This is a genomic window from Flavobacterium saliperosum, from assembly GCF_900100625.1.
GTDB lineage: Bacteria > Bacteroidota > Bacteroidia > Flavobacteriales > Flavobacteriaceae > Flavobacterium > Flavobacterium saliperosum.
In genome coordinates this window covers 531041-543904 of record NZ_FMTY01000002.1, presented here as the reverse complement: position 1 = coordinate 543904, position 12864 = coordinate 531041, and the positions used below count along the sequence as shown (strand labels likewise).

Annotated in this window: 12 protein-coding genes; 1 reads left to right on the top strand and 11 read right to left on the bottom strand. The window is 37.9% G+C overall.

Annotation, left to right across the window (positions count from 1 at the left end; genetic code table 11):
* Positions 1-134: 134 nt before the first annotated feature.
* The 4 genes from BLQ05_RS05915 to BLQ05_RS05895 all read right to left on the bottom strand — a co-directional run bounded on the left by BLQ05_RS05915 (position 135) and on the right by BLQ05_RS05895 (position 3309).
* Positions 135-779, bottom strand: coding sequence for a hypothetical protein (locus BLQ05_RS05915; RefSeq protein WP_023576790.1), 645 nt, complete (start codon positions 777-779; stop codon positions 135-137).
* 241 nt (positions 780-1020) lie between these two features.
* On the bottom strand, positions 1021-1584 hold the full coding sequence (locus BLQ05_RS05910) for a DUF4256 domain-containing protein (protein ID WP_023576789.1): 564 nt from the start codon (positions 1582-1584) through the stop codon (positions 1021-1023).
* Positions 1585-1721: 137 nt separating this feature from the next.
* Positions 1722-2147 (bottom strand): DUF1801 domain-containing protein, encoded by a 426-nt coding sequence (locus tag BLQ05_RS05905; RefSeq protein WP_023576788.1) that lies wholly within the window; start codon positions 2145-2147, stop codon positions 1722-1724.
* A 556-nt stretch (positions 2148-2703) separates the two neighbouring features.
* Positions 2704-3309, bottom strand: a complete 606-nt coding sequence (locus tag BLQ05_RS05895; protein WP_023576786.1) for a hypothetical protein — start codon at positions 3307-3309, stop codon at positions 2704-2706.
* A 303-nt stretch (positions 3310-3612) separates the two neighbouring features.
* On the opposite strand from BLQ05_RS05895, the gene BLQ05_RS05890 reads away from it, so the two are divergent.
* On the top strand, positions 3613-3879 hold the full coding sequence (locus BLQ05_RS05890; protein ID WP_023576785.1) for a heavy metal-binding domain-containing protein: 267 nt from the start codon (positions 3613-3615) through the stop codon (positions 3877-3879).
* Between the two features lie 301 nt (positions 3880-4180).
* Here BLQ05_RS05890 and BLQ05_RS05885 read toward each other — a convergent pair whose 3' ends face one another.
* The 7 genes from BLQ05_RS05885 to BLQ05_RS05855 form a co-directional block, all read right to left on the bottom strand.
* Complete coding sequence (locus BLQ05_RS05885; RefSeq protein WP_023576783.1) at positions 4181-4930, bottom strand: maleate cis-trans isomerase family protein; 750 nt, start codon at positions 4928-4930, stop codon at positions 4181-4183.
* 36 nt (positions 4931-4966) lie between these two features.
* Positions 4967-7519, bottom strand: a complete 2553-nt coding sequence (locus BLQ05_RS05880) for a WG repeat-containing protein (protein ID WP_023576782.1) — start codon at positions 7517-7519, stop codon at positions 4967-4969.
* A gap of 10 nt (positions 7520-7529) precedes the next feature.
* A complete protein-coding gene (locus tag BLQ05_RS05875) occupies positions 7530-8447 on the bottom strand; it encodes a fumarylacetoacetate hydrolase family protein (RefSeq protein WP_035654603.1) in 918 nt (305 codons plus the stop codon).
* Between the two features lie 78 nt (positions 8448-8525).
* Positions 8526-9635 carry a cupin domain-containing protein gene (locus BLQ05_RS05870; protein WP_023576780.1) on the bottom strand — a complete coding sequence of 370 codons (1110 nt, stop codon included), beginning with the start codon at positions 9633-9635 and terminating at the stop codon, positions 8526-8528.
* Between the two features lie 190 nt (positions 9636-9825).
* On the bottom strand, positions 9826-10809 hold the full coding sequence (locus BLQ05_RS05865) for a carbon-nitrogen hydrolase family protein (protein WP_023576779.1): 984 nt from the start codon (positions 10807-10809) through the stop codon (positions 9826-9828).
* 39 nt (positions 10810-10848) lie between these two features.
* Entirely contained in the window at positions 10849-11271 is a 423-nt protein-coding gene (locus tag BLQ05_RS05860) for an acyl-CoA thioesterase (RefSeq protein WP_023576778.1), read from the bottom strand.
* Between the two features lie 2 nt (positions 11272-11273).
* On the bottom strand, positions 11274-12863 hold the full coding sequence (locus tag BLQ05_RS05855) for an AMP-binding protein (protein WP_023576777.1): 1590 nt from the start codon (positions 12861-12863) through the stop codon (positions 11274-11276).
* Position 12864 lies beyond the last annotated feature (1 nt).

The window sequence follows — 12864 nt, the reverse complement described above, 5'->3', positions numbered from 1 at the left end:
GATTTTAGATTGAATAAAAAAAAGCCGTAATGTGAGTTACGGCTTTTTTGTTATGAAAAACGGAATAACCTGAATAAGTTTCGCAACCAGGACCTAGAGAATGGGTTATGTTGTTGCAATATGTTCTGTTGGGGTTATTTTATAAGATTGACATTATTTGGTAACGTGACTTCTAAATTGGCTTCCTCAAAAGTTTTAAGAGTAAATTTTGCATCGCCGCTTTTCGAGATACCACTCGTTACAAGCCCAGCTTTAGGGTAATTTAACTGAGTTAAAAAAGAATATCCATCCAGACACATAAAGCGGAATAGAGGAAAGAAATTCACTTCTGATTTCATAATCTTTAATTCATAATTATTTCTGACCTTTGTCTTTGAACTGTTTTTATAAAAAATCATTTTTACGATTTCCGTATCACCGGTTGTGGAAACACTTTCAAAATCAAAATAACGACGATCTTGCGGTGGAAGAATAAAAGATTTTGAATCGGTATATCGAAATTCATGAATTATCTTGTCATTTTCAGATTGTAATTCTGTAATCTTGTATGAATATTTTTTCAAGGATTTTAAATCATAAACATCGGCTACCTGTTGTCCATCTGGTAGATTTAGAACTCTCATCATATAATTGTCGTTAGAAGAAATAGCGTAAGCACTCATTTCTAAAACAGTGTTTTTATAAGAAATCGAATATTTCGCCAGCACATCAAAATGTAATTTCTGACTAAAAACCGTTGAAAAGGAAAAAAGAAGTGCTGCGATGTAAAGTTTTGTCATTATGCTTTGCTAGTTTTTCTTAGACCGTAAATATATTAAAAGTTTCAGCTAATCAATGAATCCTAAAGTTTAGGATGAGATATTCAATAATAAATGGTAAAGCAATATAATCCCGACAATAAGTAAGAGGATGATATAATCTTCTTATTGTATTTTACTAAACACACTTCACAAATTATCAAGACTTTACGAGGCAGGAGTTGCGTTTCAAAGTAATTTATTATCAGCAATTAATAAATGCTTAGACTTTAAGCATACCGCGAAATCCTCTCGCTGCATAGTACGAATCCGCACCATTGTGATACACGAAAACGGTATCATAGCGACGGTCACAAAATAACGCCCCACCTAATTTTCGGATAGCAGTGGGTGTTTGAATCCAGCTTGAGGTTTTGGTGTCAAAATTTCCAATTCGTTGTAAACTTCTGTATTGTTCTTCCGTTAGCAGTGCGATGCCCATGACGGATGCCATGTTCATAGCGCTATCGACCGGTTTGTGAGTTTTTCTTGCCTCCAATGCTTCGTTATCGTAGCAAATGCTTCTTCGATCTTTGGGAGTTTCTGGAGAGCAGTCATAGAAGATATATTCCCCTGTTTTTTTGTCATAATCAATAACATCCGGTTCACCGCCCGTTCTTTCCATCTCATTCAGTGACCAAAGTTTCTCAGGAGCGGCTTCCAGTTTTGCCTGTACTTTATTCCATTCAATACCTTTATGACGGTTCAGATTTTTTTCAAAACGTTTCTGTAATGCTTCGAGCAGTTCTTTTCTTTGTGCCGGAGTCAACTCTTTTCTGTTTCCCATTGTCATACTGTGTGATTTCAATTCGTTTCTCTTCCTATTTTAAACCGAATTCAGCGTTAGTTTAATCTATGAAATAATAGGATTATGGCAATAAAGACAATTACGTTGTGTATAGCTTTATTGCGTTTTCTGTCATCTTACTTTCCGTTCAAGGAGTTCTTTATAATCTCCTTAAGTACGTCCAAGTCAATATCCTCGAATTTGTTAATGTGAAGGCAACCTCCAACAATTTTGTGCTTACCGAGTTTTTCAAAAGCTGTTGCATGCTCCTTCAAACTGGTGATAAGATATAACGTCAGATTCGCTTTTCGGGGAGAGAAACCTATCCGAAACCAATCGACTTCTCTGCCTGTATTTGGACTTTTGTATCTTTTATTGCCAAACCCGATAATCGAGCTGCCCCATAACAGCGGTTCTTCTCCTGTTGCTTCTTTCATTATCTGTAAAAGTGTGAAGCTGTCTTTGCGTTTCTGTTCTTCTGAAACATTGTTGATAAAATCTTCAACACTTACCGTTGTAGATTTTGTTTTTATTTCTGCCAGTTTTGTCTTTTTCTCAGCCATTTGGAATTGTTAGGTGTTTAACACTGGGTTCGCATTCATTTTGCAATTTGTTGATGGTGCCTAAATTTAGCAAAAAGATTCCAAGTAAGGGTATGCCTTTTGATTTCGGTTTATTCAGCTGACATTATTGCAAACGACAGTCAGTGACTTTGCTGTTTAAGTTGCAGATTTTGTAAAGGATTATCCATTTAGCGATTACTGTCATCTTAAGGGTTGTTTACTGAAATCAATCAAGGATGCTCATTTTTTTTTGTTGCTGTTACGAATGGTGAAAACCATTGCTAAAATTAACAGCAAATTTGAAGCAATTCCTAAATATTTGTCATTGTTTGAAGCTTTAAAATTCAATGCCGAAATATTTAAAATTAGTAAAACGACACTAATGAAAATTAAAATGTAAGCAATTTTTTTCCTGTTCATAATTATATGCGGTTTAAATGATGTTCAATGTTTTTTATTAGTAGTTAGGCATGTTGAGCTTGTCAAAGCATCGTATTCTCTTTTCTTAGTTTGTAGGGATGAACCAAAACCATGTAAGGTGTTGCTTGATTTTGCTTTACAATTTATTCAGGTCTGAAACTTTTAACCAAGCTTTGATTGTTTTCTTTCCGAAGTAACTACAGAAAACCCATTCATTTTCGATTTTTTCAATAAAGACTATGTCTCCTTTAATTAAGTATGATTTGAGTTTCTTATCGTTTGATTGTTCTTTATGAAAATAGGACTTAGTAGTATTCACATATCTAATTTGAATCCAATTGAAGTTTTTTTCGAGTTTAAATGCTTCGGGCTTATCCGCAAAATGTTGAACATTCCAACAGCCACCATGATCTTCAGGTAATTTGATATTGATGGTTTCCTCGTTTACGACTTCCATATAACCTTCAATTGTATCTTCATTTTTATCCTCTGGAAAATAAGTTCTGATTGTGGTTTTTTGCCCGGAAAAGTCTCCTTCTATATAGAAAATACATGAAAATCTTGGAGTTTTTGTATCCTCGTTCCATCCCGTAAAGTTTTCATAGTAACCTGTAATCTTGTTTGATTGACAGTCATAAGCTAATCGTAAACCATTATCATATTCACCTGATTTAAGTATATGTTGACCAAGCGTAATGTTTGAAAAGAGCAAAAAGTAAAAAGCAATGATTATTTTTTTCATTTCTGGAGATTAGTTCGTCGTTTTTCTGAAATAGTATTCAATTCGTACACTCTAAGATATCCAACCTTAACCTAACAAGAAAAAAAAGGGAAGGGCATATCACCCACCGAATATATAAAAAAAGTAAGAAGACCTTTCCGTTTTAGTGTATAATTTTGCAACCTACATTGGCATAACAAGGTGTGTAAACTCAAATTTTAAGATTACAATGATTTTTCGGATATACTTAAATATTTTATGATATGGTAATCTGGTACTTTAGTAAATTACTTTTATTTGTATATTTATAAAAAAACACAAACAATGAAAAAAGCAATTGTAATGATGGTTTTCGCCATCGCAACAGTAACTGCCGTATCCTGCAATAAAAAGGAAACTACTGAAACTGTCACGGAACCAGCCACAACAGAGCAAACGACTCATGAACACAAAGAGGGTGATACCCACCAATTGGCATACGCTTGCCCAATGGATTGTGAAAAAGGAAAAACCTATGATAAGCCGGGGAAATGTCCGGTTTGTGAGATGGATTTGACAGAAGTGGAGAGCCACGAAGGACATCAGCATTAAAAGATAAAACCCTAATTCAATGCAAAAACGGCATAGCCCTTAAGGATTTCAAAACGAACTCTTTAAGGGCTATGTCATTTCAACTTCAGGTTGCAATCAGAGTTTACCTAAAAGGAAATAAACGATTAAAAAAACGATAATCATGCCAATACATCCACCGCCAAGTTTTTTAGCACTGTAACCGGCAATTAGTGTTTTGAAGAAGCTGTTCATAAGATTTTAATTTCATTAAATTTACGACATTAATTCAAAAGATAAGGATTTATAATATTGGCAGTCAGTATTTTATAATTAAATTCTTTTAATATTTCCCACTAAGCAATTCCCCTCCGATAGCAGATTTGGCTTCAATGCCTAATTTTTTCATCATTTCGTAAGTAGTACAAACCGCAGCTGAAGTAACCGGAATTCCAATTTCTTTCTGAATCAGATCTATCGCTTCCAAAGAAGGCATCTGAACACAAGCTGAAGCTACCAATACATCCACTCCGGTTAAATCCAGGCGTTTGTAGATTTCCAATAAATTCATCGGATCCTGTGCCGCCACTTCCAAATTGTCCGGAATTTCCAAAGCGATGGAATCCACCACTTCAAATCCTTGGTGTTCAATATAATCCACTACCAAATCAGTAAGAGGACGCATGTATGGTGTAATAACTGCCACTTTTTTGGCACCCAATACTTTCAAACCGTTAATCAAAGCTCCGGCTGAAGTTACAATCGGAGTAGGGAAGTCGTTGGCAACGGTTTCCTGATGTAAATTCACTTCCGAAACACAGTGATAACCGCGTCCCATACTCATAATTGCCACCAAGCAGGCATACCCCATGACGTCCACATGGGCATCGGATAATTCCTGTGCGCATTTCAAACTCATGGCATCCATGGCTTCCAATTCTTCTTTGGTTACTTTTTTCATTCGCATTCGGCTGGAATGGAAGGTGAAACGCTCGGGTAAAATGGTTTCTCTGGAACGGAAAAGTGCCGGTATTTCGGTTTCCATCGTTACGTTGGAAGAGGGAACTATTTGTCCTATTCTGTATTTTTTCATGTTGATTATTTATTCCTGATTATGTTTATACCTAATTTAATCCCGGTCAAAACCTCGTTTCATAAAATAAGTGCTAATCCAATAGCCGTTAATTTTTATGGCATTACGCAATAGTTTTTCCATAAAACGGGTGTCGCCAAAAGCCCAGTCTTCGGTCCTTTTATTGGTAACAATGCCATCATCGTATATCGTGTAATCGTTAACGTGCGTTAAGGATTTATGATTGTATCCGTTGTAACCGTATCGTTTGTCTGCATTCCATTCCTGATGTTTGAATTTTTGCAAATCAGTAAAATATTTCTCTTTGATGTAATCAATATTAGTGTACAAATTACTCTTGTCAAAAATATTTTGTTTCAAATAGTATGAAATATGCTCTGATGGGGCAATTTTTCGGGCAAATTCCTTTAACAAAATATCCTCTTTACTATCCAACGCTTTTACAAGAGCGAATTTCAACTCATCAAAAGTTGTATAGCCACTGTGAGGTTGCATGGGTACTTCGGGAGTGATAAAATTTCCATTACTGTCTATAACCCGCATTTTACCGTTTGAAAAAGTAAGTGCCTGACTGATTCTGCTGCCGTTATGTGAATTGATGTATTCGAAATTGGCTACTTCATCAAAGAAATTCGGGTTAATGGGTTTTCCGTTTTTATCGATAATTTGATATTTATTTCTCTTTTTGGCTTTATACAATTCCTGCCAACCTGAAATACGTTGTAAATGCGTGTACTCAAAAGGTAGTATAGTTTCATTTTTCAAATTTACCGTACCCATTTTAGTTCCTTTTGCGACTACAATCCGGTACTTTTCGTCATTTCTGTCTTCCGCATCATAATCTGCAAAATCAACACTTAAAGCATCATATTTAATAGGTATGATTTCTTTACCTTCTTCATTAATTAAACCAAATTTTTTCCCTTTTCTGACACTGTAGTAAAGATGAATCCTGCTTTCGAAAAATTGTAAGATCTCATCATAAACCATCGGTGCCACAAGTGTCTGACTGGTTTCGTTAAGCAAACCGTATTTTCCGTTTTGGCTTTTGATGAAAATACGCATATCGCCTCTGCCGGAAGCGAACGGGTTCTTTAATTTATGCTCATCTAAAACATAACCAAAATCACTTATATTTTCAGTGAAAATAAACTCGTTTTTTTGGTTTAAAAAATTATAATTGTTTTCTGCAATTTTTAATATGGTGATTTTACTGAATTGGGTATTGCTGTTGGTAATCCATTGATATTCAACTGGAACAACTGTTTTTCCGGTTTTGTCATACAAGCCAAATTTGCGGTTGGGTTCGGCTTTCATTACTTTAAACATATTGTTTTCTTCATCTATCCAGTCAAAGGCTACCGGAATGATAATTTCGCCTTTTAAGTTTATTACGCCGTGTTTTTCGTCTTTTTTTACGTTAAGAAAATCGCGATTTCCCAAGGAAAAGGTGTCTACATCATCATAAATCGGAGGAACAATTACTTTACCCTGTTTATCAAGGATTCCTCTTTTTTTGTCTTTAGAAACCCGATACCCTATACTGCTGTATTGGGCAATAAAGTCGTTATCGTACTCAAAAGGAGCGATTTGTTCGCCTTGCAGATTAAAAATACCGGCTTTTTTATTTTTTGACGCCATAATAGCACCATAACCATCTGTAAAAACACGATCAAATTCGATATCGGTTTTTTTCTTATCGGTGCTTTTTGAAAAATAAATACCATAAAGTTCACCTTTCTTTACGCTGTAATAGCCATAGGAATCTGCATTGTTTACGGCATCATTATCAGCTGGATAAATGATAGTTCCATTGCCATTTACCAAACCAAACTTATTGTTTTTTTGGATTGTTAAGTACAAAACATTTTGAGAAGGTTGCAGTAAGGGGTTAGGTATTTTTATTTTTTGTTTAGACTTGTTATTGTTGTAGGTATTGTAATTCGAATTGTTTTTAGGGATAAAAATACTATCATACTCAAACGGGATAATAGTTTCATTTTTTAACACCCCGAATTTTCCACCTGCTTTAACAATTGCCAAATTTTGATACAAAGCGACATACTCAATTTTTTTTGGGAATAATTTATTTTGTGTGTTGAAAATAAGTTGCGTTTCGTCCTTCTTGTTTTTAACTAAGGTTATATGAAGGTTTCCTGCGATGATTTTACCATAGTTGACAGGTATTAAAATCTCGCCTGTTTCAGACATTTTTCCATATTTTCCTTTCCGTTTAATTACAAAACCAGCACCTTTATTATAGCTGTCCGAACCAATACTATCGTACTCAATTTTGCTTATTAATTCCCCTTTTTTATTGGCAATACCATACAAATTGTTCTTTTTAACGATAAAACCTCCAGAAGCCCATCGAATGTCTTCATATATTGCTTCCTGACGAACATTGCCTGGGGAAACAAAACCACTTTTTCCTTTTTCTCGGTATGTTCCTATGGTGGTTCTTGCCCGTTCATCATCGGGTTCGGCCACCACTTCAACAGGATAGTCTGATCGTCCTTCAACTTCAACTACTTGTGCTGAAGCCGGTATTCCAAAAAGAATAAACAGAAGAACATGAAATTTATTCATAAACGTTGAATTAAATATCCCGTACTTCCTTAACCGTATTCACAATCGTACCAATCCCTTCCACGGTAGCTTCCACCACATCACCGTCCCACATCCATTCTTGAGGATTTCTTCCGGCACCAACACCAGCCGGAGTTCCGGTAGCAATGATGTCACCCGGTTCCAATGTGAAAACCGTACTCAAATCGTTAATCAAATCATTAATGTTGAATAACATGAATTTGGTATTGGAATTTTGCTTTTCAACCCCATTCAGTTTTAAGGATAAATTCAGATTATGAGGATTTTTGATTTCGTCTGCCGTAACCAAAACCGGTCCCATAGGCGCAAACGTGTCCTGACCTTTGGAAACAATCCATTGTCCGGAACGACGGCAATCACGTGCAGAAATATCATTAATTACAGTATACCCGAAAACATGGTCTAAAGCATCTTCTTTTGCAATGTATTTTCCGCCTTTTCCAATGATTACGGCTAATTCTACTTCCCAATCCAATTGCTGGGTAAGTTTCGGGTTGTGCAGAATGTTAGTATTGGTGGCTGTAACCGTTGTTGGCGGCTTGGAGAAAATTACGGGTTGTTGCGGTAATTCATTGGAAGTATCCAAAGTACGCGCACTTTCCGCGACGTGTTCTGTATAATTCAAACCAATTCCGATGATGTTTTTACGCGGTTTCGGAATAGGAGCCAGAAACGTTATGTTAGATAATGGATAAGAACAATTGCTCAATTCCTCCGGAGTCAGACTGTCAATAATCGACTGAATACGAAATACTTCGATCAATCCCATATCAATCAAATCCAACATGGTTTTCGGTAACGTTTCTTTCTTAATTTGTGCCACATCTTCCAAATCGATCATGTGGTTATTTTGTACTACGCCTAATCTTGGTGCGACGTGGTTTATCTGGTATGTTGCTAGTTTCATTTTTCTTTAAAGTTACTGAGTTTCTAAGTTACTAAGTTGCTGCGTTTTTGAGTTGGCAACTTCTTTTCTCTATTTTCTTTATTCTATTTTCTGATATCCATTATTCTCGGCATATTCTCTTTCTTGATACAATCCCAATGATTCAATCACCGGTAAATCGTTGAAAGAAAACAAACAAGCATCTTCCGTTTCGGATAAATTCACATGTTCGTGCCAAGCCCAAGAAGGTACGCAGAAAATGTCGCGCTCTTTCCAATCCAAACGTTTCCCGTTAATTACTGAATACCCGTGACCTTTGGCGCATTGGTATACGAAAGATCCGGTATGTTTATGGGCTTTCGTATGTTCTCCGGCACGCAATAACTGCATCGAAGCACCCATAGTTTGCATTACGTGACCTCCCGTGTTAGGGTTGCTGTATTGCATGATGATACCGTCAAAAGGAGAACCTTCGTTGACTTTAGCGGCTTCCAATAAAGCGGGATACACATTTTTCCAAGAGTATTTAAACAGCGGAGAGTAAGGTTTGTCCCAAGTTTTATCAGCCGGCAGTAAACCAGCACCGCCAAATGTCATCGGAGAATGATTAATCGGGGAAATTAGGGGTTGCTTTCCATCATAAACCGCATAATCATTGGCTTCCAAAGCATTTACCAATGGAATGTCCAAGCCGTCCTGCCAAATACAGGTTTTTCCGCCTTCTTCCACACCGTGTTCGTGCCAGGTGGAATTGGGAGTGATTACGAAATCATTGACTTCCAGCATGATTTTATTTCCATCCACCACAGTATAACCGCCTTCGCCTTCCATAATGAAACGTAGGGCAGAAGCTTTATGCCGGTGTGCCGAAGTACTTTCACCCGGGCGCGTTACCTGAATTCCGGTGTACAACCAGCCCACGGCGGCGCTTACGTCTTTACGTTTGTCGTTGACCAAATACACCACCCGTCGGCCTGCTTGTTCGGGTGTAACCAATTCGGATGATTTTAAAACCAACGAACGCAAATCATCATATTTCCAAAGCATCGGAACGGAGGAGGTACGCGGTTCCCAAGGCTCAATATCATTGGCAACTGTCCATAAAGCACCGGCGCCAAGTCCTTCAAGCTCTTTATAGTAAGCTTCCAGTTCCGGAGTGTCTTTTACTCTTGCGCGACCAATCTGGTCATCTGAAAATTTATCTTCCATATTTTTTATTTTTTGGAGCGTCCCGATAGCTATCGGGAGGTTCGGGCTTTTTTGTCATCCTTGTTCCTGCTTTCCGTTTCAATCTGTCCTTGCGAGCTTGCGCGGCAATCTCACAATAACAGGATTTTCTCTGCAATCAGGGCTAGGGAAGAAACTATTCGCTTTCTTGTTGTATTATACGTGTTTCAAATTATCGTTTGTTAAACTCCTCATGATTATCAATAAACGTGATTTTTCGGGTCGGAGCCACATTCACACGCAAATCGAAAATATCAAAACGGTTGTAATGTCCTAGAATATCGTGCATTTGCTTCGGTTGGATGCATTTCTGTAAATCAATTTCCGCATAGGCAATTCCTTCCTCATCGATTAATGGTTCGCCAATAACAGCGCCATTCGGTCCAACAAATCCGGAGAACGCCGAGTTTTTACGCGTCAGTAATTCATCCACATTCGGAACATCGTCACGCAACGCATCCATGATTTCCTTTGAAATGGTGGAACACGAAACGATGGTAAACAATTTGCCTTCAAACGAATGTGCTGCGGCACGAATTTTTATTGCTTCCGCCATGTTGTAATCGGGTGGGGCAACCGGTAAGGAAATGTAATTCGCTATGTGAATCAGTTCGCTTTGTGATAAAAGCGTGAAACGCGCCAACGTATTGGTGTTCTCGCCACAAGCCAACGTTCCGATCGGACCAATTTCCGTGTCATAAACCTTTAAGGAAGAGCCGTCACCGGAAGTCCACGTCAATTTTTCGGCCCAGGTTGGGACTAACTTTCGGTGTTTCCCGATAACTGTTCCGGTATTGTCAATAATCAGATTGGTGTTGTAAATTTCGCCGTAGCTTTTCCCACGTTCGTTAATTCCGATAACGATATGGATGTTATGGTCTTTGGCGGCCTGATACAACGGCTGCATCGAAGCATCGTCAACCGCAACGGAATTTTTATACAATTCCTCATACCATTTGCTTCCCTGAACCGGTGTCATAATCCAGTTCCAGTAGGGGTAACCGGCGATGAAAACTTCTGGGAAAGCTATTAACTGCGCTCCGTTTGAACTGGCTTCTTTGATAAGAGTTATTGCTTTATCAATCGTTTTTTCAACATTTAGAAAAACGGGAGAAGTCTGAACGGTTGCGGCTTTGAATTTTGAAAAGTCCATCATGGTTGTGTGTTATGCCCTTCGACAAGCTCAGGGTGGCGATTAAACAACGAATTTACTTATTTTATTCCTCATTTCCTCGGAAAAAGCTTCTGCTTTGATACTGTCGCGGTTTTCTCCGAAAGCAATATTGACTAAGGTTACTTCGCCTTCCACACAAGTTTTTCCGTTTTCGTCTTCAAAACGGAATCCGCAAAGCAGAGAAGAATCCCCAAGTTTATTAACCCAAAGTTTTTTTGTTAAGGTTTCACCCAAACGAGCCGCTTTTTTGAATTGCACTTTCAAATCGACTGTCGGAATACCGTTAGTCTCGTGCATTTTGGAAAACGGTCGGTCTAAAGCCTCTTCAAACCAGTCTTCTACAATACCATTAAGCATTTCAAGGAATCTTGGGTAGAATACAATTCCGGCATAGTCAATATGTTGGAAGCGGATTTTTTCTTGTTTTATAAAGGGTTGATTCATTGTTATTTCAATTTAAATCGTTGGATTTTTCCGGTTTCGGTTTTGGGTAAAACTTCAATAAAATTAATTACTCTTGGATATTTATAAGGAGCAGCTACTTTTTTGAACCACTGTTGAATATCTTTTGCTAATTCATCTGTAGCTTTATGTTTCTCTTTTAAAACAATATGGGCGCAAACCAGCATGCCGCGTTCTTCATCGGGTAAACCGACAACGGCACATTCCAAAATTTCAACATGAGTTAAAAGTACGCTTTCTACTTCAATGGCGGCAATATTATATCCGGAAGAAATAATCATATCGTCTCCGCGCGCCACAAACCAAAAATGACCTTCTTCATCCTGACGGAAAATATCTCCGGTTAAATTCCAGCTGTTTTCAACATATTCACGTTGTTTTTCTTCCCGGTTTAAGTATTTGCAACCGGTGATTCCGCGAACGGCTAATCGTCCCGGTGTATTTCTTGGTACTTCATTTCCTTCTAAATCAATTATTTTGGCTTCATAACCCGTTACAGCCACTCCTGTGGAACCCGGTTTCATATTACTTTCATTGGAAGAAATGAAAATATGCAGCATTTCCGTAGCACCAATTCCGTCAATGATTTTCAAGCCGGTTTCGTTGAACCAGTCTTCCCAAACTTTTAAAGGAAGTGTTTCTCCGGCCGAAACGCATTTGCGCAAGCTGGAAATATTGTATTCTTTCACTTTGGTTGTTATGATTCGCCAAGCGGTAGGTGCTGTGAAACAAATAGTAACTTTATAGTCCTGAATCGCCTGTAAAAGCAAATCGGGGGTTGGTTTTTCGACAAGAAACGTGGATGCTCCGAAATACATCGGAAACAAAACCATTCCGCCTAAACCAAAGGTGAATCCGAGTGGCGGACTTCCCGTAAAAACATCCTCTGATGTCGGTTGTAATGAATAGGGTGGAAAAGCTTCACAAATGTTTAAAATGTCTTTATGATAATGGGCTGTCATTTTAGGTAAACCCGTTGTTCCTGAGGTGAATCCGATTAACGCAATACTGTCGGATTTTGTATGGTAATTGGTATATGTTTTCGGTTTGGATAGCATCAGGTTTTCCAATTCGGAATTTCTGTAATAGCAGGTTCTTTTCAGAAAGGAAGATTCGACTAATTCCATTTCGTCCGATAAAGTACTGTCGCATAAAACATGGGATATTTCGGCGCAGTCAATAATGGTAGTTAACTCTTTCGAACGCAATAACGGCATGGTAGCTACAACAATTCCTCCGGCTTTCAGAATGGCATACCAGCAGGCAACCATCATGGGGTTGTTAGCGGAACGAATCAATACCCGGTTTCCGGATTTTAGACCTAAATTGTCAACCAAAACATGAGCAATCTGATTCGCTTTTTCAAATAAATCGCTATAGGTCCATTTTTCATCAAACGTCTGAATGCAAATGGCTTCTCCGTTTCCGTTTCGGATATGATAATCGAGTAGGCGATCCACACAATTCAGCATTTCAGGTTGTTGAAATTGCGGCAAATCCAGGAAAGTGTAATCCGGTTGTAATTCCGGTGCAGGCAAGCTATTGTGAGCGAAATTATCTTCGAAATGTTTCATT